Origin of the sequence: Streptomyces sp. NPDC000594 (assembly GCF_040299965.1) — a bacterium.
In the GTDB taxonomy this organism is placed as follows: domain Bacteria; phylum Actinomycetota; class Actinomycetes; order Streptomycetales; family Streptomycetaceae; genus Streptomyces.
On record NZ_JBEPCY010000010.1, the window covers coordinates 174727 to 196043 of the forward strand.

Below are 21317 nucleotides of genomic sequence, written 5' to 3' on the forward strand. Positions count from 1 at the left end.
CGCCCGGGAGCGGTCGCGCACCGGGCGGGGGACGTCCTGCCGGTACCGCTCCGTCAGCGCTTCTTGCGGCGCCGCCGCTGTGGTGGTGTCCATGCGCCCCGGTGCTTCTGGCAGCGCGAACAGCCGATCATCGCCGGGTTGCGGCACCGGGTGCCCGCCTGGGTGAGCGCACCGCACAGCATCTGTTGGCCCATGGACCCTCCCTGGCCCGTCGGGAACGTGTGCGGTGCATCCCTGACCGCCGCCGGGGGCCCCTATGCCGGGGCCGTACGGACTGGCCGGTTCCGCCCCTCTGCCGGGATGAGAACCGGCCGTGTTCCGCAGCCCGGCCCACCGTCCCGCGGGCCCCGCCGGACGGCCACGGGCGGCCCGGGGCGTCAGCTCATCCGCAGGGCGAGGAAGAAGTCGAGCTTGTCCTCCAGCCGGGACAGGTCCCGGCCGGTCAGCTGCTCGATCCGGCCGATCCGGTACCGCAGGGTGTTCACATGGAGGTGCAGCCGCTGGGCGCACCGCGTCCACGATCCGTCGCTCTCCAGGAACGCGTCGAGGGTGGGGATCAGCTCCGCCCGGTGCCGCCGGTCGTACTCCCTGAGCGGGTCCAGCAGCCGTGCCGTGAAGGCCCGGCGCACATCGTCCGGGACGAAGGGGAGCAGCAGGACATGCGAGGCCAGCTCGTGGTGGCCCGCCGCGCAGACCTGCCCCGGGCGGGCCGCGGCCACCCGGCGGGCGTGCCGGGCCTCCTCCAGCGCCCCGCGCAGCCCCTCCGCCGAGCTGACCGCCGCGCTCACCCCGACCGTCAGCCGTCCGTCGTCCCCGAGACCGGCCGCGAGCGGCCCGCCGACCGCGCTCAGCAGGGTCTCGGCGTGCAGTCCCGCGCCCCCGTCCGGGCCGCCGGTGCTGTCCGCCGCCCCGGTCGAGGTCACCGGGGGAGCGGAGAGCGGCACCAGGGCGACCGCCTCGGCGCCCAGGTGGGCGACCGCGATGTGTTCCCCGGCCCCGTCGCCCGTGCCGCCCCCGGAGCCGGCCGGGTCCGCGAGGATCTCCTCCAGGAGCGACTGGGCCAGCCGGCCCGCCGCCTCCCCGGCCTCCCCGGTCTCACCGGCCGTCCCCGAAGCACCGGACACCCCCGAAGCACCAGAAGTCCCAGCAGCCCCGGCGGCCTCGGAGGGGGATCCAGCCGTACCGTCCCACTCCACCCGGGCGACCACCATCTGCCAGTGCGGAGCCGCGCCCAGCCCCGGCAGCAGCACCGGCGCCGCCACCCGCAGCCGGGCGGCGATCTCCGCCGGAGCGGCGCCCGACTGCACCAGCTCCAGCACCTCCTGGGCCAGCCGCCGCCGGACCGCGCGCGCGGCCTCCCGCCGGTCCCGCTCCACCGCGATCAGCTGGGTGACGCCCTGGAGGAGGTCGAGCCGCTCACCGGCCCACTCGCCCGCGTCCGCCTCCACCGCCAGCAGCCAGCCGGAGAGCGCGTCCGCCCGGGTGTCCCCGGCCCCCTCACCCCGGCTGCCCGCCGCGCCGACCGGGAAGAGGGAGTACGTCGTACCGCCCGCCGTCGCCCGGTGCGGGGCCGGCCGCCCCGTCCGGGTCGCCGCCAGATGCTCCCGGGCCAGCTCAGGACCGGCCCCCGGCGGCAGCGCCCCCGCCGCGCCCGCGATCAGCCGCCCGGTGGGGGAGAGCACCCACGCCCGCAGATCCAGATCCGAGCTGAGCAGATCGAGCACCGCGTCCGGGCCGCCGCCCGCCGGTCCCGGGGTCATCAGCCGCCGGTGCCGGTCCACCACCGCCGCGAGATCGCCCGCCCGCTCGCCGGAGACCTGGCGCACCACGTACTCGGTGATCGTCGCGAAGGCGACCGACTCATGGACGGCCAGCAGCGGCATGCGATGGCGGGCACAGGCCTCCACCAGATCCGCCGGGACCGCGCCCAGCTCCGCCTCGCCCGCGGCCAGCGCCGCCACCCGGGCCCCGGCGAGAATCCTGACGAAAGGCTCCGAGTCCTCCGCCGAACGCCGCCACGCCAGCCCCGTCAGCACCAGCTCGCCGCCCGAGAGATAGCGGCTGGGGTCCCGCAGATCGGTGGTCATCACCCCGCGGACGCCCCGGTCCAGCTCGTCCTCGCCGCCGAGCAGCCGCAGCCCCAGCGCGTCGTTCTCCAGCAGTGCGCGCAGCCGCATCTCGTCCTCGCCGATCCGTCGTGTCGTCCGTGGCCGGTGGCCGCGGTGCTCTGGGCGAACGGTGCCATGACCGCGACCCGCTTTTCGTTCGAATCTACAAGATGACGGTGGCTACCAGCCAACTCTTTCATGTCATCGGTGACTGCATACCGGCCGACACCCGCTGTCTACTGACGGGCAACGCACCGTGAACACCCTCGCCGTGACTAGCGTGGTAGATGGCGGGGACCCACCGCCCGGAACCGGTCCGTCCGCGGCCGGCGGGGCTCCCGCGGCCCCCGGAAGAGACCCCACGCCGGAAGGGAGCAGCCATGGACTTCCTCCGCCCCACGAGCTGGCAGGAGGCGCTGGACGCCAAGGCGGCGCACCCCACCGCCGTCCCCCTCGCCGGGGGCACCGATGTGATGGTGGAGATCAACTTCGACCATCGCCGCCCCACCCACCTCCTCGACCTGGGCCGGATCCCCGAGCTGGCCCAGTGGGAGGCCGACGGCGACACCGTACGGCTCGGCGCGTCCGTCCCGTACACCCGCATCATCGGGGAGCTGGCCGCCGAGCTGCCCGCGCTGGCCGTCGCCGCCCGTACCGTCGCCTCGCCGCAGATCCGCAATCGCGCCGGGGTCGGCGGCAACCTCGGCACCGCGTCACCCGCCGGGGACGCCCATCCCGCGCTCCTCGCCGCCGGGGCCGAGATCGAGGCCGAATCCGTGCGCGGGATCCGCCGCATTCCCGTCGACGCCTTCTACACCGGCGTCAAACGCAACGCCCTCGCCCCCGACGAACTGATCCGCGCGATCCGGGTGGACCGCGCCGACGGCCCCCAGCAGTACGCCAAGGTCGGCACCCGCAACGCCATGGTGATCGCCGTCTGTGCCTTCGGGATCGCCCTGCACCCCCGGACCCGGACCGTCCGCACCGGGATCGGCTCCGCCGCCCCCACCCCCGTCCGGGCCCGTACCGCCGAGGAGTTCCTGGACGCGGCGCTCGCCGAGGACGGGCTCTGGGAGAGCCGCCGCGCCCTCACCCCCTCGGTCACCGCCGAGTTCGGACGGCTCGCCGCCGCCTCCTGCGCCCCCATCGACGACGTCCGGGGCACCGCCGCCTACCGCCGGCACGCCGTGGGTGTCCTCGCCCGCCGCACGCTCACCTGGAGCTGGGAGTCGTACCGTAAGGAGAGGAGTGCCCCGTGCGAGTGAACATCACGGTCAACGGCCGCCGTCACCAGGCCGACGATGTATGGGAGGGCGAGAGCCTGCTCTACGTCCTGCGCGAGCGCTTCGGCCTGCCCGGCTCGAAGAACGCGTGTGAGCAGGGCGAATGCGGATCCTGCACGGTACGGCTCGACGGGGTCCCGGTCTGCGCCTGTCTGGTCGCGGCGGGTCAGGCCGAGGGCCGCGAGATCGTCACCGTCGAGGGACTCGCCGACCACGCACGGTGCCGGGACGGGGCACCCCCGGCCGGCGGGACCTCCGGCACCTCCCCCGAGGAGGCCCACCACTGGAGCCCCCGGCGCCCCGGGCTCTCCCCCGTACAGCAGGCCTTCCTGGACGCCGGCGCTGTCCAGTGCGGATTCTGCACCCCCGGGCTGCTCGTCGCCGCCGACGAACTCCTGGAACGTGACCCGGACCCCGGCGACTCCGACATCCGGGAGGCCCTCTCCGGCAATCTCTGCCGCTGTACCGGGTACGAGAAGATCCTCGACGCGGTCCGGCTCGCCGCCGCCCGCCGCTCCCTCCCCCAGGACGCCCAGGCCCCGCAGGCCGAAGGCGGCGGTCCCCGATGACCGCCCCCGGCGCCCCTGTCCGCACCCGTACCCGGGGCGGCATCGGCGAGTCCACCCTCCGCCCCGACGGCATCCTCAAGGTCACCGGCGAGTTCGCGTACTCCTCCGACCTCTGGCACGAGGACATGCTCTGGGGCCACACCCTGCGCTCCCCGGTGGCGCACGCCCTCATCCACTCGATCGACATCTCCGGCGCCCTCGCCACCCCCGGGGTGCACGCCGTCCTCACCTACGAGGATCTGCCCGCCCGGGAGAAGAACTACGGCCTGGAGATCAAGGACACCCCCGCCCTCGCCCATGGCCTGGTCCGCCACCACGGCGAACCCGTCGCCCTGGTCGCCGCCGACCACCCGGAGACCGCCCGCCGCGCCGCCGCCCGTATCCGGGTCGACTACGGGGAACTCCCGGTCGTCACCGACGAGGCGTCCGCCACCGCGCCCGGTGCCCCCCTGCTCCACACCGGCCGCACCGACGCCCACGCCGCCCATGTGCCGCACCCCAATATCGTCCACCGGCAGCCCATCGTGCGCGGCGACGTGATCGCGGCGGCGGCGCGGGCCGAGGTGATCGTCCGGGGCGAGTATGTCTTCGGCATGCAGGACCAGGCCTTCCTGGGACCCGAGTCGGGGCTCGCCATCCCCGCCGAGGACGGCGGGATCGACCTCCATGTGGCCACCCAGTGGCTCCACTCCGACCGCGGCCAGATCGCCCCCGTCCTCGGACTGCCCGAGGAGAAGGTACGGATGACGCTCGCCGGGGTCGGCGGCGCCTTCGGCGGCCGGGAGGACCTGTCGATGCAGATCCACGCCTCCCTGCTCGCGCTGCGCACCGGACGGCCCGTGAAGATGGTCTACAACCGCTTCGAGTCGTTCTTCGGCCATGTCCACCGCCACCCCGCCCGGCTCCGCTACGAACACGGCGCCACCCGGGACGGCCGGCTCACCCATGTCCGCTGCCGGATCGTCCTCGACGGCGGCGCCTACGCCTCCTCCTCCCCGGCCGTCGTCGGCAACGCCGCATCCCTCGCGATCGGCCCGTACGCCGTGGACGCCGTGGACATCGAGGCCCTCGCCCTCTACACCAACAACCCGCCCTGCGGGGCGATGCGCGGCTTCGGGGCGGTCCAGGCGTGTTTCGCGTACGAGGCCCAGATGGACCGGCTCGCCGCCCGGGTCGGCCTCCACCCGGTGGAGCTGCGGCGGCGCAACGCCATGGAACAGGGCACCCTGATGCCCACCGGCCAGCCCGTCGACTCCCCGGCCCCCGTCGCCGAACTGCTCCGCCGGGTCCGCTCCCGGCCGCTGCCGCCCGAGCGCCCCTGGGAGAACGCCGACGGCACCACCGATCTGCGCCGGCTGCCCGGCGGGGTCTCCAACACCACCCATGGCGAAGGGGTCGTCCGGGGCGTCGGCTACGCCGTCGGCATCAAGAACGTCGGCTTCTCCGAGGGCTTCGACGACTACTCCACCGCACGGGTACGGCTGGAGACCGTCGGCGGGGTCCCGGCCGCCACCGTCTACACGGCGATGGCCGAGGTCGGCCAGGGCGGGGTCACCGTCCACGCGCAGATCGCCCGTACCGAACTGGGCGTCGCCCAGGTCACCGTGCGCCCCGCCGACACCGGGATCGGCTCGGCGGGCGGCACCTCCGCGTCCCGGCAGACCTATGTCACCGGCGGGGCGATCAAACACGCCTGTGAGGTGGTCCGGGAGCGACTCCTTGAGCTGGGCCGCCGCACCCACGGCCACCACCACCCCGCCTGGGCCGGAGCCGGACTCCTCCTGGCGGACGGCCGGGTGGTCACCGAGGGCGGCGAGGTCCTGGCCGGGCTGACCGAGATCCTGGCCGAAGCCCCGGACGGCGCCGTCGAGGCCGAGGTGGAGTGGCGCCACCGGCCCACCGAACCCCTCGACCGGCACACCGGACAGGGCCGGGGCCATGTGCAGTACTCCTTCGCCGCGCACCGCGCCGTCGTGGAGGTCGACACCGAACTCGGCCTGGTCAAGGTGGTGGAGCTGGCCTGCGCCCAGGATGTCGGCAAGGCGCTCAACCCGCTCTCCGTGGAGGGCCAGATCCAGGGCGGCACCACCCAGGGGCTCGGGATCGCGCTCATGGAGGAGATCGTGGTCGACCCGGTCACCGCCAAGGTCCGCAACCCGTCGTTCACGGACTATCTGATCCCCACCCTCCTCGACACCCCCGCCATCCCCGTGGAGATCCTGGAACTCGCCGACGGCCACGCCCCCTACGGACTGCGCGGTGTCGGTGAGGCGCCCACGCTCTCCGCGACCCCGGCGGTCCTGGCGGCGATCCGCGACGCCACCGGGCTCGAACTGCGCCGGGTACCGGTCCGGCCCGAACACCTCACCGGACACCTCTCCGGAGCCGGAGGCTGAGACCGTGCTGGAAGCCGCCCGAGAGCTGGACCGCTGGATACGGCGGGGGCGCGCCTTCGCCGCCGCCACCGTCACCGCCGTCGACGGCAGCGCCCCCCGGCAGCCGGGCGCCACCCTGGCGGTGGCCGAGGACGGCACCGCCGTCGGGTCCGTCTCCGGGGGATGTGTGGAGGGCGCGGTGTACGAACTCTGCCTGCGCGCCCTCGACGACGGGCGGAGCCTCCATGAGCGCTTCCGCCACAGCGACGAGGACGCCTTCGCGGCGGGGCTGATGTGCGGTGGCACGGTGGAACTGCTGATCACCCCGGTACGGGCCGACGCGCCGGGCGGCGGGGTGTTCGGCGCCGCGCTGGCCCTCGCCGCGCGGGGCGGGACCGGCGCGCTGGTCCGGGTCGCGGACGGCCCCGCCGACCGGCTCGGGCGCGCCCTGCTGGTCCATGCCGACGGCCACCACGAGGGCACCCTCGGCGGGCCGCCCGCGCTCGACCGCACCGCCACCGCCGAGGCCCGTGCCCTGCTGGCGGCGGGCCGCACCGCCACCGTCACCGTCGGCGCCGAGGGCGGCCGGTGCGGCACCCCGCTGACCCTGCTGGTGGAGAGCGCCGCCCCACCGCCCCGGATGATCGTCTTCGGGGCCATCGACTTCGCCGCCGCCCTGGTGACCGTGGGGCGCTTCCTCGGCTACCACGTCACCGTCTGCGACGCCCGGCCGGTCTTCGCCACCGCCGAACGCTTCCCCGACGCCGACGAGGTGGTGGTGGAGTGGCCGCACCGCTATCTCGCGGCCACCCGCACCGACGCCCGGACCGTGCTCTGTGTCCTCACCCATGACGCCAAGTTCGACATCCCCCTGCTGATCCGCGCGCTGGCGCTGCCCGCCGCGTACATCGGGGCGATGGGCTCCCGCCGTACCCACCGCGACCGCGAACGGCGGCTGCGCGAGGCGGGGGTGGACGAGGAGCGGCTCGCCCGGCTGCACAGCCCGATCGGCCTCGACCTGGGTGCCCGTACGCCCCAGGAGACGGCGCTCTCCATCGCGGCGGAGATCGTCGCGACCCGTCACGGGGGTACGGGGATCCCGCTCAGGGGCGCGCACACCCCGATCCACCACGACCCCGCGCCGCACCCGTCATGGTCCGCGTCGGCGCGCTCCGGGCTCAGGGGTCCATGACAGGCAGCGGAGCGCGGTGCGACGGGGTGGGGGAGGAGGCCGCCAGCAGCAGGGGGAGCTGGGCCGCCGCCCACCGGGGCCAGCCCGGGTCCGCCGGCAGCTCCGGCGCGGGCCCGTGCGCGTCCGGGCCCCCGGGGACCCCGCGCGACCAGCGCGCCAGTACCGCCGCCGTCGCGGACAACAGCTCCGGCGGCACCGGGGCCGCCTCCGCCGCCAGCCGGGCCACCAGGACCGCCGCCGCCCGCCGCCGCCGGGGCGACCACGAACCCAGCTCCCCGGCGACCGCCCCGGGCGCCCGCTCCACCAGCCAGGCCGCGCGGAAGAGCGCGTACGGCAGCCGATGCCGCTTCATGGAGTCCTCGGCGACCCGCCGCACCGCCGCCCGGTCCGCCGTCGTCCGCGCCGCCCACCGCCGGGCCGCGAAATAGTCCGTCAGCAGCTCATGGGTGAAGTCCCCGGGGGAGTCCGGCGCCAGCAGACCCGCCCGGTACAGAAACTCCCGTACCGCCGGAGTCCAGGGCCGCACCGAGGAGTCCGCCCGCTCCGGCAGCGCCTGGATCAGCTCGTCCAGCGACGGCCCCAGCGCCGAGTCCGGCTCGCGCAGCTCCCCCGCGTACTCCGCGAGCAGCGACAGGAGCGCCGGTACCGGCACCGGCGCGGGCGCGTCACCCCCCGCCGCCTCCAGCAGCAGCTCCGTCAGCCGTTCGAACAGCCGGTAGCGCCCACCGCGCAGACCGGCCGGACCGCTGTGCGCGTACACCGCGCACAGCGCCACACAGAACACCGGACGCGTCGCCAGCTCCAGCAGCCCCAGCCGCTCCAGCTCCCCCCGGACCTCACCGGCCCCGGCCTCCGACGGTGCCGGGCCGAAGGCCGCCAGACACCGGGCCATCAGCAGCGCCCGGTCCGCCGCGCCCAGCCGGCAGAGCCGCAGATTCCGCAGCCGGCCCTCCTCGATGCCCCGTACCCGGAACGGATCCCGGCTGGTCACCACGACCGAGAAGTGCTCCGACCGGGCGAACGCCACCAACGCCTGCTCGACCCGGCGCCGGTCCTCCTGGTCCCCGACCTCGTCCACCCCGTCCACCAGCAACAGCCATCTGCGGGCCGGATACGGGGGCTCCTCGAACGCCTCCGCCAGCGGCAGCACCCGCGCCCCGATCGGCACGGTGTCGGCACAGCGGCCCGCCGCCGCGCCGAGGTCCCGGCCCACCGCGTACGCCAGCCAGCCGTACGGATTCCACGCCTCATGGCCCATGCCCCGCGCCATCGCCACCGCCGACGCGTACACCGGCACATGGTCGCCGACCGCGCCGTCCAGCCAGTCGGCCGCCGACTCCTGAGCGACCGACCGCAGCAGCGTCGACTTGCCCGTACCGGCCTCGCCCACGATATGCGCGCCCGCCAGCAACTCGGCCGGGAGCACCGGACGGCAGGCCCCGTCGTCCCCCTCCGGATCATGACCGGGCCGGGCCCGCACCGGTACGCGGATGTCCCCCGGCGCCGCCGCCGTACCGCCCCGGCCCGCGAGCGCGGTATGCAGCGCGTCCGCGTACCCGTGCCGCGCGGTCGCCTCCCGCAGCACCGTCAGATAGCCGCGCAGCCGGGGCCCGGTGAGCCGCCACCCGCTCTCCCGCAACTGCTCGTCGGAGAGCATCGCCAGCCAGTCGTCCAGCGGACCGAGACCCGGCCGCTGCGCCTCCCGTAACGCGGGGAACGCCTGCCACACCGCCCCCACCGGCACCAGCCGGGTCTCATGGTCCGCCGTCGGCACCGTTCTGCGCTGCTTGGCCCGGACGACCCCGATGACACAGCCGGAGTTCCGGTCGATCACGGGCGCGCCGCTCGCCCCCTTCCACAGCTCCGAACCCGCCACCTTGAGCAGCTCCGCGCCCTCCCGGTGCCAGGAGCCGCCCACCACCTCCAGGGTGTAGTTGTCGCCGTCCCGGTAGTCATGGCTGGGATGCCCGTGGGCATGGAGCTTCTGCCCGTCCGGCGGGCGGGCCGTGCTCCGGGACAGGGCCGCGCACGGCTGCCCCGGCGGCGCCCCGCCCACCACCCGCAGCAGCGCCAGATCGGGCCCCCGCCCCTCGTCGAAGGGGGCGGTCTCCATCTCCTCCACCGACAGCGCCAGCCGCACCCGGTCGCCGCCGCGCCGCCAGACGCCCTCGATCGTCTCGGGCCGCCGCTCCCCGGGCAGCGCCACATGGGCGCAGGTCAGGATGAGCCCCGGGCCGACGAAGAAGCCGGTGCCCTCGTCCCGGGCGCCGGGCCGCTCGCTGCGGAGGGAGACGGTGGTGGCGTTCAGCGCGGCCTTCAGCCGCTCCCAGGAACGCACGGAGCCGGGCCCGGGGTGTGCGGGGTTGGCCAAGCGGGGACGGCCGGGCTCAGCCGGCGCTGCCACGGCCCCCGTCCGTCCGACCCTCCGCGCCCGGGCGCTCCGCCGGCGGGGTGTCCGTCCAGTCCCACTCCAGGGTCACCGTCAGATTGGCGTCCATGGACCCCTTGGTGATCAGCGCCACCAGACCGCCGCTCTCCACCCCGACCCGGGCCCCGAACTCCACGGTCAGCCGGTGCGGTTGGGCGCTGCGCAGCGCCCCCGTGATCCCCTGGGCGAAGCCCCCGAGGGCGGCGGTCACCTGGTCGAGACCGAAGGTCAGCATGCCGACCTCCTCCTCCAGCGGCTCCCCGTCGCCGTCCCCGTCCCCGACACCCTCCGGCCGGCCGCCCGCGTCGGCGGCCTGGATCAACAGCCTGCTGCCGTCGGGCAGTTCGACCGCGGTCAGCACATCTCCGCCTGCCATGATGTCCCCCTGATCCCAGATCTGTGACTCTGCGGCAGAGTAACGGTTCGGCGGAGTGCTCAGGGGGGACTGTGCGGGAAGAGCAGCGAGGGGACGCGGCGGGGGAGCCCACGGGGGCGCCTGGGTTCGCGGCTGACGTACCGGAGCCGGAGGCCACGCCGCGGGTGCGGGTCACGACGGGTGACATCCAGGTCCACCATCTGGAGTGGATCGAGGGATCGATCCGGGCGTCCGGTGACATCCAGGTCCACCATCTGGAACGGGCCGACGGGCGGATCCAGGCCGCGGGCGACATCCATATCCACCATGTCGAGTGGGCCGGCGGCACCCTGGAGGCGGCCGGTGACATCCAGGTGGGACGGCTGGGCCGGGGCGGCGCCTGGGGCGGCCCCGCCACCGGTCCGGCGCCCGGACCCCCCGTCCTGGAACTGATCGTGACCGGTACCCGTCCCGACCGCCCCGAGGTCATCCTCGGCGACCCCCGCGTCACCCAGATCACCGGCGACCGCCGCACCCGGCTCCACCGCAGGACCGGCGACGTGGACGCCGAACTGCGCCCCGCGGAGCACCCCGCCGGACGGACCGTCACCGAGACCTACACCTGGGGTGCGCGCGCCGGGGACGGCCCCGCCCGGGCGCTCTGGCTGCTCCTGCTGCCCTTCCTGCTGGTCAATCTGGTGGCCTGGACCCGTCCGGCGGGCCGGGACGAGGACGCCCCCCGGCGCCGCGCCCTCCCCCGCCCCGGCCGCCGGATCCACGGCGTACTCGTCCGGCTGCTCGCGGGCGCCCTGACCGTCCAGTTCACGGCCACCCTCGCCACGGCCACGATGGATCTGCTGGCCTGGCAGTGCGGCACCCTCCCCGCCCGGAGGTGCAGGGAAAGCACACTCCTGGAGATCTGGCGCGAGGAGGGAGCAATCTCGACCGATCCGCTGCTGACCACCGCCGCCTTCCTCCCCTGGTGCGTCGTCATGGTGCTGCTCTGGGTGAGCCGGCGCACCATCGCCCAGAACGAGGCACAGCGCCCCGCACCCCAGGGCCGCGGGGACCGGGAGTCCGAGGCATCCCAGGCCGTTCTCTCCGGGCCGGGCTTCTGGTACGGCCGCCGCCAGGTCACCCGGCTGGCCGCCGCCCACACCGTCCTCGGCCTCTCCACTCTCTCCCTGCTGCTGGTCGGCGGCTTCCTCGCCTCCCGCCCCGAGCCAGGGAACTTCCGGTCCACCGTGGCCGCCTGGTGCCTTCTCGTCCTCGCGGCCCTGATGGCCGTGGCCGCGATCGGGGAGCTGATCCAGGCGGGACGCGTCGAGGACCGGCCCGACAGCAGGTCGTACAGATTCGCCGTCGTCCGCGTTCTCCTGGCATTCCTGCTCTTCGGAGCCTCGGCGACCCTGATGGCGTCGGCCTCCGAGGGCAGCCGGCCCAGCGGTCCCCTTCCGGGCACCGGGACCCTCTTCGCCGTGCTGCTCGCCGTGGAACTCACCCTGGTGATCGCCCTTTTCACGGTCTGCGCAACCCAGGGGGGCCACCGTCGTGACCCCGTCAGCGGGGAGCGGCCCGCCGCGGGCGGCTTCGCCGGACCCCTGGTCGCCCTGCTCGCGGTCTGGTGGGCCGCCGTGCTCTCCGCCGTCCTGCTGGGTCTCGTCACGGAGTTCGCCTTCGGGGAGCCCTTCGTGGACGGGCCGTACGGCCCGCCCGCGTTTGTCGCGGCGACCCTGCCCGGCCCACTGGCCGTGGTGCTCCTGGTGGCGTTTCTGCTGCCACCGCTCTCCGCGTGGGCCGATTTCCGCGCCCACTGGCTCCGCTACCGGGTGGAGGCGGACTACCCGAGGGAACCCGGCCAGAAGGCCCGGCTGATGGAGATCTCCCGGGCGCGGGTCATGGCCCGCTTCACCGAAGGGGTGCCCGCCCTGCTGACCGTCGCCGGTCTGCTCGCCCTCGGACATCTGCTGTGGATCGTGGGTACGGGGGTGCTGGGCGTCGAGGTCCGGCCCGGCACCGGGATGACCGAGGCCGGTACGGGGCTGGTACGGGCCGGGCTGCTCGCCGGTGTGGCCCTGGTGGCCGCGCTGCTCCTGATGGGGTGGGTGGCGTATCTCTGGCCAGCCGGGCGCCGTTCGATCGGACTGCTGTGGGCGCTCGGGGCCTTCTGGCCCCGCGCGGCCCATCCCTTCGGCCCGCCGTGTCTCGCGGAGCGGGCGGTGCCCGACCTCCAGTGGCGGATGCTGACCTGGCTGAAGGAGAACCCGGGCCGGGTGCTGCTCTCCGCGCGGGGCCAGGGGGCGGCGCTCGCCGTGGCGGCGGTGCTCCAGCTCCCGCCCGAGCAGCGGCGCCGGGTCTCCCTGCTCACCAGCGGGGCCCCGCTGGCCCGGGTCCTCGGCCGGTACTTTCCGGACTGTTTCGGCGGGGCGCAACTGGCCATGGTCCAGCGGGACCTCGGGGCATGGCGCAATGTCTGGCGGCCGACCGATCCCGTCGGCGGTCCGGTGGGGGTGGCGGGCGATCCCCCGGTGGACGCCGCGCCGCTGCGGGACCCGCTGGTGCTCGGGCGCACCGCGCGGCATCCGCTGTACGCGCCGATCCTCCGGGCGGCGGACTACGCGGCCGATCCGCTCTACCGGACGGAGCGGGCCCTGCTGCTGGAGGACGCCCGCCGGCACCGGGACCCGGACCCGGACCCGGAGCGGTCGCCGGACCCGGAACGGTCGCCGGAGCGGGGTCCGGGGCCGGGCGGGGAGCCGGGTCCGGAGGGCGGGCCGACGGGGTCGTGAGTGCGCGAATGGGTGGATACGGGTGCGTGAACATCACCTTCACCGGACCGGCACACCGGAATACCGATCCCCTTCCGTACCGAAATCGGCGCTCGCCGGGAGAAATGCGGCGACGGTGTCCTGGAGGCCCGCTGGAGCTGAATAACCAGGGCCTTCCGTTTCCTTACCGAAGGGCTGTCCGCACGTAGGGTGGTCGTACGAGATGCTTTCTCCCGGCCGGTCCGGCGTTACCGGAGGGGCCGGGGCGGCAGCGTGACCCGGGCGGGACGGACGGGACCGGCATCGCCGGGGAGTGCGGTCCGTGTGCGCCGGAGCCGCCCCTGTGCCCCCGGTGACCGCCGTTCCGCCGGGGCGGCGGCCCGGCAGCGCGTTCCCCCGGGTATCGGTCTCGATGGGTCACATCCGGTACGGCGGAATCCGGGAAGGTGGCGGCAGATGAGGGGCGATAGCACCGGCACAGTCTTTCCGCTCGCCCTGAGGTCTCCTCCGGGCCGCCCGGTCCCCGTCCCCGGCCGGGAGCGGGCGGGCATCCCCCACAGGGGTGAAGCGGGGGTATCGTCGGTGCCCACGGGCTCGCACCCGGTCACCCGGTGTGCGCCGCGCGAGCGCGGCCCGGGCGCCGTGAGCGATGGGTTCCGGCCAGAAAACCGATGTCGTTCGGGTAAACGATAAGCAAATGCGAACATCGGGACGAGCGCTGGGGCTACGTTCACCCCCATGAGTCCGACAGCGGTGCCCGTCCCCCGGAGGTCCGGCGCGGCCCTCCTCAGGTCGTGTCCCACCCTTCGGGACGCCGTGCTCCGGTCCGCCGCCCCCGGGTGGGCGATCCGGGTCCCGGATGTCGCCGGTGCCCGAGGGGGCGCACGGCGGTCCGGCATGTACGCCCCCTGGCGCAACCGCCCGGGAATTCCCTTCAATTGCCCAGGGGAGAACTGACGCCTTCGGTGAAGCGCATACTTTTCCAGAGGACGGAATCAAGTCAACTCCGTTCGGTGAGCGGTGTGTTGGAGGCCACGTGTCATCGTGGTGTGGCCCCTCCGGTTCCCGGGCCCTCCAGGGGTCCGGCATTGGCGCCGCCGCCGGGTCCGGCCTTATGGTTCGGTAGCGCTGAAAAGTTCGGTCAGCAACACGTAGCGTTGACAGCAGGGGCAGAAATGACCAACGAGCCGGCAATTCCAGTACAGCTGGGCAGGCCCGAGCGCATGTGGGAGCGTGCCGTCGTACTCGTACTGATCGCGGTCACCAGAATGGCGAGGCCGGGATTCCGGTTAAGCGACTGCGAACTGTCCTGCTCCCATTCCAACGGTGGCTGGAACCTGGTCCTCAAACCGGGGGGAAAGGCGATCTTCTATGGGCAGGACGCCGATTGCAGCGATACCACCTATCAGGGCGACAAGCCCGTGGATCTCCTGGTCGACGCTCCCCACTGGCTGCCCGTCGACCGCCTGCGGGAATTGAACGACTCCTATGAACTCGGCTACCTCTACTGGTGGGAGGAGGGCCGCTGGCAGCGTGCCCCGTACCCCGACTATGTCGAGGACGACGGGCTGGCGGCCTCCTGCGACGGCTATGCGGGCATCTTCGACGACCGCTCCCTCGCGGACAGCTTCGCCGACGCCGGGTACCGCGACACCGCCGCCGCCGAACGGTTCATCGCCCGGGTGGCGGAAGGCACCGTCAATGAGTCGGTCTTCCGCGATCTGATGGACTCCGCCCCCGACCCGGGGTCGCTGCTGCCCCGCGAGTCCCGCCTCCCCAGCGCCATGGAGTGGGCGATACGCCTCGGAGTCGCCGAACGGGTCCCGGCGGACCGGGTCCCCGCCGGGCGGGCGCTCTAGCTCCGTACCGCCCGCAGCCTCGCGCGGCCGCCGCGCGGAGCGTACGGGCGGAGATCTCCTCAAGGACGCGGGCCCTGGCCGATAACCGCCCCTGGATCATGGGGAGTCATGGGTCGGGGCCCCCTCCTCCCCCGGAGCCGCCGAGTGGTCCGCCGGTACGATCGGCGCACCGTTTCCCCTGGGGGGACCGAGGAGAGGGGGAGCCCTGTGACCAGCGTTCTTACCGAGATCGCCACCATGGACCCGGCCGTCGTGGGCCGGGTCGCGACGGACCCTGCCAGGAGTTCCGCCCTGGCCCCGGGCCTGGTGGTACGCCCCGCCCGCGCGCGGGACGCCACCGCGCTGTACGGGCTGTCGCGCCCGTTCGCCGTCTCCGGGGCGCTGCGCGAACGACCACCGGAGCTGTACGCCACCGACGCGGCCGACTTCCTGGTCGTGGAGGCCCCCGGCCCCGGCGGGCTGCTCGGCTGTCTGGCCCTGCGGGAGCATCCGAGCGCCCCGCTCGGACCCAGCGGGGTCCTCTACAACTTCTGTGTCGCCCCCGAGGGTCAGGGGCGCGGCATAGGGTCGGCCCTGCTCGCGGCGGCGCTGCGGGCGGCGGGGACGCGTGAGCTGCGGGCGGTGTTCACCGCCACCAGCGGAAGCGGCTCCCTCTTCATGACCCATGGCTTCGCGCCCACGGCCCTGAGGCTCGCGCCGCCCGCGTGGGCGCGGGCCCTCGACCCCCGGCGCGGCTCCCGGGTGCTCGCCCGGCGGTCGGGAACCCTGTCCGGCTGAGCACGGTCCGGCCGAGCGCGCTCGGCAGGGGGCGCTCGGCCGAGGGCGGGACCGGGCCCGGCGGGCGGTGTTCAACTGTCCAATCTCCCCACCGTTCGCCGGGGTTCCGCGTCCGCTATCCGGAAAGTGTGCATCGGTTCCGGCCAGCCCGGGGTCAGACCCTCGCGGTCGAGGCGCCGGGGAGCAGCGCGCAGGGAAGGGAGCGGGGGCCCGGCCGGCCCCCGTGGACCATCGCGTCCAGCAGGGAGACACAGAGCGCTCCCATGGCTCGCGGGGACCGGGTCAGGACGGTGAGATCCGCCCGGCCCCCGCCGCCGGGTTGCTCCGCCTCGGCCGCCGCCGCCGTGGTCACCAGCAGTTCGCCGGGGACCGGCAGACCTCGCTCGGCCGCCGCCGTCAGCAGGGCGTCCGCGAAGGTCTCATGGAGGGTGTGCACCCCGTCCGGCCGTGCGTCCGAACCGAGCAGTCTGCGGGCGGCGGCCAGCGGGGGCTCGTCCTCGTCCGCCCGTTCCACCAGGGTGGGCACGGCGCGGCGGGCGCACCAGCGGGCGTACGCGTGCTCGGTGCCGAGGGTGTGCGCGTCCAGCTCCGGCCCGGACAGCAGCGCCACCCGCCCGGCTCCGCGCTCCCGCAGATGGTCCAGGGCCAGGGCGACGCCCTGTTCCGGGTCGCACTGGGCGAAGGGGACGGCGGAGTGTTCCGGCGCGGGTGGACGGCCGTCGGTGACGACGGCGAGCCCGCGCCGCCGGGCCTCGGTGATCAGGGGGTCGCCCATGACCGGACCGACCACGATCAGCCCGTCCAGCGGCAGCCCCGGCCAGCCCCCGGGCCCGGGGCGCGCCGGGACCACCGCCAGTGCGTGCCCCCGGCGGGCCGCCTCGGCCGCCGCCCCCGCGACGAACGCCTCCCGGTAGGCGAGGGAGGCCCCGCCGCCCCGGGGCGCCGGGTCCCGGCCCCCGGCGGCCAGCCCCAGCAGCCGGACCCGCCCCGGCACCCCCGCCCGCGCGCTCGCGGCGGGACGGTACCCCAGCTCCTCGGCGACGGCCCGCACCCGCTCCCGGGTCGGGGCGCTCACCTTGCCCTTGCCGCTGAGCGCGTGCGACACGGTGGTGAGGGACAGCCCCGCCACCCGGGCGACATCCTTGATCCCCACCCCACCCGGCGCCGCCCGTCCCGCCCCCTGGCCGACCGGTGTCACCGGCCCGCTCTCCCGGTCCGTGGGTGCGGCCGTGGTGGGGGCCGCGCCCGTCAGGGGTGGCTCCGGCTGTGGGCCCGGCGATCCGTTCATCGTCTGGGTGCTCCTTGCTCTGGGCGGGCCGGCGGGCCGGGCGGGCCAGGTGAGGCGGGGCGGCCGTCGGCTCCGGGGGCGGACCCGCGCCACCGACCGTATACCGCCCGGTAAACCCACTGTGACCAGGGTCCTTTCCCGTTGCCGGGGGGCTTCGGGCACCCCCATCGCGCGGCGCCGGGACGCCGGCCCCGGGGGTGCCGGGCGGACGGCGGGAACGGCGGCGCAGAATCGTTCCATCAGGCCGGGCGCACCAGGGCGTTCCGGCGGACGGCAGCAGGGAGGACGACCGTGACCGCTTCCGCGCACATCCCCCGTACCGACATTCCCACCGCGACGGCCGGGGCACCCGGTCCCCGGGCCGGTGCGTCCCGGCCCCGGGTGCTGGTCGTCCAGCACGAGGAGGGCGCGGGCCCCGGTCTGGTCGGTGCCGAACTGGAGGGCGCCGGTCTGGAGTTGCACATCGCCCGCCCCTGGACCGGTGCGGCGCTGCCCGCCACCCTCGCGGACCACCAGGGGCTGCTGGTCCTGGGCGGCTCGGCCAACTGCGAGGACGATCTCGCGGCCCCCTGGCTCCCGGCGGTCCGCGTGCTGATACGCGAGGCGGTCGCCGCGGACCTCCCCCTGCTCGGTATCTGTCTGGGCGCGCAGCTCATCACCGTCGCCCTCGGCGGATCGGTGGTGGCCCGCCCCGAGGGGCCCGAGGTGGGGGCCGTCCCGCTGCGCGCACTGCCGGGCGCCGCCGCCGACCCGGTGCTCGGCTCCGTGCCCGAGGGCACCCCCGCCGCCCAGTGGCACTGGGACGAGATCGGCGAACTCCCCCCGGGCGCGGTGCCGCTGCTCACCGGTGATGTCTGCCGCCATCAGGCGTTCCGGGTGGGGAGACGGGCATGGGGTGTGCAGTTCCACCCCGAGGTGCTCGCCGACGATGTCGCGGTCTGGGCCCGGGAGGACGGCCCGGCGGTCATCGGCGCGGGCCTCGACCCGGTGGCCGCGGTCGACTCGATCCGGGCGGTGGAGCCGGTTCTGCGCGAGGTGTGGGGCCGTACGGCACGGGCCTGGGCGGGTGTGATCCATGACCACCGGGCCCGTGCGGAACGCACGACCGCCGTATGACACCCCCCGTCCCTCCTCCGTTACCTGCCGACACCGTACTGACATAGCACTGACATACGACGCCCTCTTGACAGGCCGTCGCTCCTCCAAAACCCCAGGTCGACCCGGCCGCAGGACCCCTCCCGCGGTCCGGGCGCCCCCGCTCCCGCCATGCTCCCCGCACAGCTGAACGAAGTACTCCGGCATGCGCGGCGCATGAGATCCGCACATGGGGACGCATGCGCGAGTGATGACGGCGGCGACTGTCCCGCCCCCCGCGGCCCATGACACCTTTCGACTCGTCAGCCCGCCGGAAACGAGTGAGGGGAGTACGGGTGAATCCCGAGTACGCCGCGTACTGCCAAGCGGACCGCGACTTCTACGACGCCCCGTACCGCTCGTTCCCCGAGGCCGGCCAGGAGCCGATGTACGCCGTGGCGGAGACGGCCCTGCCCGAGGGGTGGGAGTCCTCCCGTACCGGCGACTGGTTCCTCTGTCGCCCCAGCGGCATCACCCTCCCCACCCAGGGCTGGAAGCTCCATATAGCCGCCGCCCTCGACAACGCCGAATCGATCCTCCAGCGGGTCGCCGAGTACTGTCTGAGCCGCCGGATCACCTTCAAGTTCGTCCCCTCCCGGCGGCTGCTCCTGCTGCGTAACGGCAAGTACGCCGACCGCGCCGGCAGCGGCAAGTTCATCACCGTCTACCCGCCGTCCGAGGAGAGCTTCCCCGAGGTCACCACCGACCTCGCGGCCCTGCTGGAGGGTGAGCACGGCCCGTACATCCTCAGCGATCTGCGCTGCGGCGACGGCCCGGTCCATGTCCGCTACGGCGCCTTCGTCGGACGGTACTGTCCCGGGCCGGAGGGGCGCCCGGTGCCCGCCATCGCCGACCCCTCCGGCACCCTCGTCCCCGACCCCCGGGGACCCGTCCTCAGGATCCCCGACTGGGTCACCCCGCCCGCCTTCCTCGCGCCCCATCTGGAGGCGCGCAACGGCCTCGGGACCGGTGACCTCCCGTACGAGATCCAGGGCGCCCTGCACTTCTCCAACGGCGGTGGGGTCTACCGGGCCCGTCACACCGGCACCGGCGCCACCGCCGTCCTCAAGGAGGGCAGGCCGCACGCCGGGCTCGCCGCCGACGGAGCCGACGCCGTCGCCCGGCTGGAGCGCGAGCGCGCCGCCCTCGAACAGCTCGCCGGACTCGACTGCGTCCCCTCGGTCCTGGGCGTCCATGACATCGGCGGCCACCGCTTCCTCGCCCTGGAGCACATCCCCGGCTCCTCGCTGAACACCGTCTTCGCCCGGCGCTTCCCGCTCTCCTCCGCCGACCCCGGCCCGGAGCGGCTCGCCGAACACACCGCCTGGGCGCACCGGATGTACGGGATGGTGGAGCGTGCCGTCGCCGCCGTGCACGCCCGGGGACTGGTCTTCGGCGACCTCCACATGGGCAACATCATGGTCGCCGACGACGAGTCCCGGATCGTCCTCCTCGACTTCGAGGCCGCCCACCCGGCGGCCGAGCGGCGCGGACAGGTCGTCGCCAACCCCGCCTTCGTCGCCCCCACCGACCGGCGCGGCACCGATATCGACCACTACGCCCTCGCCTGTCTCCGGCTCGCGCTCTTCCTGCCGCTCACCACCCTCTTCATGATCGACCGGGAGCGTGCCGAACGGCTCGCCCAGGACATCACCGCGACCTTCCCGGTCACGATGGGCGAACTGGCGTCCGCCGTACGGGAGATCGTCCGCGACACCCCGCAGGAGTCCGGCACTGCGCAGGAGTCCGCCCCGCAGGAGTCCGCCGCCCCGCAGGGGTCCGGAACCCGGCAGGAGCCCGGTACCTTACGGGAGCCCGCCGCCACGGTCGTGCCCGTGCCGCGCCCCCCGCGCGCCGCCGTCCCCGAACCGGACCACTGGCCCGAGAGCCGTGACTCCATGGCCGCCGCCATCGCCGCCTCCTGCACCCCCGAACGCGACGACCGCTGCTTCCCCGGGGACATCGCCCAGTTCGCCACCACCGGCGGCGGACAGTCCTTCGGATACGGCGCCGCCGGAGTCCTCTACGCCCTGCACGAGACCGGCGCGCCGCCCTGCCCCGAAGCCGTCGAATGGCTGCTCACCCGCGCCAAGGAACCGGCCACCGGCACCCCGCTCGGCTTCTACGACGGACTCGTCGGCATCGCCTGGACCCTCCACCGCATCGGCCACCCCGACCGCGCCGTCGAACTCGCCCGGATCGTCGCCGAGCAGCCCCTCGACGGGCTCGCCCCCGACCTCCACGGCGGCCACGCCGGGATCGCCCTCGCCCTCGGCGACCTCGCCGCGACGGCCCCCGAAGCCGACGCCGCCGTGCTGCGGAAGGCCGCCGAGCGCTGTACCGAACTCGCCGCCCGGGCCCTCCTGGACGGCACCCCGTCCCCCCGGACCGGACTGCTGCACGGCGCCACCGGACTCGCCCTGCTCTTCATCCGGCGCCATGAGACCACCGGCGACCCCGCCCTGCTGGACCTCGCCGCCACCGCCCTCCGGCGCGACCTGGACCGCTGCACCCGCGCCGGCGACGGCTCGCTCCAGGTGCTCGACCGGCGGCGGACCCTGCCCTACCTCGGCGGCGGCAGCGCCGGCATCGCGGCCGTCCTCGACGACTGGCTGACCCACCGCCACGACGACGACCTCGCCGACGCCCGGGTGTCGATCGACCCCGCGCTGCGCTCCGCCTTCTACATCCAGTCCAACCTCTTCCGCGGTGTCGCCGGGCTGATCCTGCAACTGGCCCGCACCCCGCACGGCGACCCGGACGAGCGCGAGCGCGCCATCCGCCGCCACACCGTCCTCCTGGCCGGGCAGGCCACCCCCTACGCGGGTGGTCTCGCCTTCCCCGGCGAGCAGCTCATGCGCAGGTCCATGGATCTCGTCACCGGCACCGCCGGATGTCTGCTCGCCCTCGGCAGCGCCTACCACGAAACCCCGGTGGCCCTGCCGTTCCTCCCGCCGCACCCGCGGCCCATGAACCGGCCCCAGCCAGGGGCCGCGCACCACTGAACACCCCGTCCCCAAGGAAGGAAAACATCATGGCGCTTCTTGACCTTCAGGCCCTGGAGACCCCCGCCGAGGAGACCTTCGGCGATGTCGAGGCCGGCTCCACGGTCAGCATCAGCCTCTGCAACCCGCACAGCAACATCAGCGCGATCCTCTGCTGATTCGCGCCACCCCGTCCG

Annotated in this window: 15 protein-coding genes; 10 read left to right on the forward strand and 5 right to left on the reverse strand. The window is 74.7% G+C overall.

Annotated elements, in window-relative coordinates; all coding sequences use genetic code 11:
* Positions 1-53 precede the first annotated feature (53 nt).
* Together ABT354_RS17220 and ABT354_RS17225 are read right to left on the reverse strand one after the other, a co-directional pair.
* Complete coding sequence (locus tag ABT354_RS17220) at positions 54-194, reverse strand: hypothetical protein (RefSeq protein WP_351494418.1); 141 nt, start codon at positions 192-194, stop codon at positions 54-56.
* Between the two features lie 183 nt (positions 195-377).
* A complete protein-coding gene (locus ABT354_RS17225) occupies positions 378-2177 on the reverse strand; it encodes a PucR family transcriptional regulator (RefSeq protein ID WP_351494420.1) in 1800 nt (599 codons plus the stop codon).
* A 311-nt stretch (positions 2178-2488) separates the two neighbouring features.
* Between ABT354_RS17225 and ABT354_RS17230 the strand changes: the two genes are divergently transcribed.
* The 4 genes from ABT354_RS17230 to ABT354_RS17245 are packed head-to-tail and all read left to right on the forward strand — an operon-like array spanning position 2489 to position 7527.
* Complete coding sequence (locus ABT354_RS17230) at positions 2489-3373, forward strand: FAD binding domain-containing protein (RefSeq protein WP_351494422.1); 885 nt, start codon at positions 2489-2491, stop codon at positions 3371-3373.
* Positions 3364-3960 (forward strand): (2Fe-2S)-binding protein, encoded by a 597-nt coding sequence (locus tag ABT354_RS17235; protein ID WP_351494424.1) that lies wholly within the window; start codon positions 3364-3366, stop codon positions 3958-3960. The genes ABT354_RS17230 and ABT354_RS17235 overlap by 10 nt, the downstream gene beginning before the upstream one ends.
* Positions 3957-6356 (forward strand): xanthine dehydrogenase family protein molybdopterin-binding subunit, encoded by a 2400-nt coding sequence (locus ABT354_RS17240; protein WP_351494426.1) that lies wholly within the window; start codon positions 3957-3959, stop codon positions 6354-6356. The genes ABT354_RS17235 and ABT354_RS17240 overlap by 4 nt, the downstream gene beginning before the upstream one ends.
* 4 nt (positions 6357-6360) lie before the next feature.
* Positions 6361-7527: an XdhC family protein gene (locus ABT354_RS17245; RefSeq protein WP_351494428.1), complete on the forward strand. Its 1167-nt coding sequence runs from the start codon at positions 6361-6363 to the stop codon at positions 7525-7527.
* Here the strand turns inward: ABT354_RS17245 and ABT354_RS17250 are convergent.
* Together ABT354_RS17250 and ABT354_RS17255 are read right to left on the reverse strand one after the other, a co-directional pair.
* Complete coding sequence (locus ABT354_RS17250) at positions 7514-9898, reverse strand: serine protease (RefSeq protein ID WP_351494430.1); 2385 nt, start codon at positions 9896-9898, stop codon at positions 7514-7516. The two genes, ABT354_RS17245 and ABT354_RS17250, sit on opposite strands and share 14 nt — an antisense overlap.
* A 16-nt stretch (positions 9899-9914) precedes the next feature.
* The gene (locus ABT354_RS17255) at positions 9915-10331 is read right to left on the reverse strand and encodes a CU044_2847 family protein (RefSeq protein ID WP_351494432.1); all 417 of its coding nucleotides are present in this window, start codon (positions 10329-10331) and stop codon (positions 9915-9917) included.
* Between the two features lie 164 nt (positions 10332-10495).
* Here ABT354_RS17255 and ABT354_RS17260 point away from each other — a divergent pair, with 164 nt between their 5' ends.
* The 3 genes from ABT354_RS17260 (at position 10496) to ABT354_RS17270 (ending at position 15714) form a co-directional block, all read left to right on the forward strand.
* Positions 10496-13099, forward strand: a complete 2604-nt coding sequence (locus ABT354_RS17260; protein ID WP_351494435.1) for a hypothetical protein — start codon at positions 10496-10498, stop codon at positions 13097-13099.
* Between the two features lie 1154 nt (positions 13100-14253).
* On the forward strand, positions 14254-14937 hold the full coding sequence (locus ABT354_RS17265) for a hypothetical protein (RefSeq protein WP_351494437.1): 684 nt from the start codon (positions 14254-14256) through the stop codon (positions 14935-14937).
* Positions 14938-15144: 207 nt separating this feature from the next.
* Positions 15145-15714 (forward strand): GNAT family N-acetyltransferase, encoded by a 570-nt coding sequence (locus ABT354_RS17270; protein ID WP_351494439.1) that lies wholly within the window; start codon positions 15145-15147, stop codon positions 15712-15714.
* A gap of 154 nt (positions 15715-15868) precedes the next feature.
* Here ABT354_RS17270 and ABT354_RS17275 read toward each other — a convergent pair whose 3' ends face one another.
* Complete coding sequence (locus tag ABT354_RS17275) at positions 15869-17002, reverse strand: LacI family DNA-binding transcriptional regulator (RefSeq protein WP_351494441.1); 1134 nt, start codon at positions 17000-17002, stop codon at positions 15869-15871.
* A gap of 291 nt (positions 17003-17293) precedes the next feature.
* Here ABT354_RS17275 and ABT354_RS17280 point away from each other — a divergent pair, with 291 nt between their 5' ends.
* From ABT354_RS17280 to ABT354_RS17290, 3 genes are all read left to right on the forward strand, one after another.
* On the forward strand, positions 17294-18118 hold the full coding sequence (locus ABT354_RS17280; protein ID WP_351494443.1) for a type 1 glutamine amidotransferase: 825 nt from the start codon (positions 17294-17296) through the stop codon (positions 18116-18118).
* Positions 18119-18432: 314 nt separating this feature from the next.
* Positions 18433-21141 carry a class III lanthionine synthetase LanKC gene (lanKC, locus tag ABT354_RS17285; protein ID WP_351494445.1) on the forward strand — a complete coding sequence of 903 codons (2709 nt, stop codon included), beginning with the start codon at positions 18433-18435 and terminating at the stop codon, positions 21139-21141.
* A 29-nt stretch (positions 21142-21170) separates the two neighbouring features.
* Positions 21171-21299, forward strand: a complete 129-nt coding sequence (locus ABT354_RS17290) for a SapB/AmfS family lanthipeptide (RefSeq protein ID WP_351494447.1) — start codon at positions 21171-21173, stop codon at positions 21297-21299.
* Positions 21300-21317: the final 18 nt, after the last annotated feature.

Excerpts from the sequence above, each read along its gene's own strand:
- ABT354_RS17220 (WP_351494418.1), bottom strand. The coding sequence starts at position 194 with ATGGGCCAACAGATGCTGTGCGGTGCGCTCACCCAGGCGGGCACCCGG.
- ABT354_RS17240 (WP_351494426.1), top strand. The coding sequence starts at position 3,957 with ATGACCGCCCCCGGCGCCCCTGTCCGCACCCGTACCCGGGGCGGCATC.
- ABT354_RS17290 (WP_351494447.1), top strand. The coding sequence starts at position 21,171 with ATGGCGCTTCTTGACCTTCAGGCCCTGGAGACCCCCGCCGAGGAGACC.
- ABT354_RS17275 (WP_351494441.1), bottom strand. The coding sequence starts at position 17,002 with ATGAACGGATCGCCGGGCCCACAGCCGGAGCCACCCCTGACGGGCGCG.
- ABT354_RS17265 (WP_351494437.1), top strand. The coding sequence starts at position 14,254 with ATGACCAACGAGCCGGCAATTCCAGTACAGCTGGGCAGGCCCGAGCGC.
- ABT354_RS17255 (WP_351494432.1), bottom strand. The coding sequence starts at position 10,331 with ATGGCAGGCGGAGATGTGCTGACCGCGGTCGAACTGCCCGACGGCAGC.
- ABT354_RS17225 (WP_351494420.1), bottom strand. The coding sequence starts at position 2,177 with ATGCGGCTGCGCGCACTGCTGGAGAACGACGCGCTGGGGCTGCGGCTG.
- ABT354_RS17230 (WP_351494422.1), top strand. The coding sequence starts at position 2,489 with ATGGACTTCCTCCGCCCCACGAGCTGGCAGGAGGCGCTGGACGCCAAG.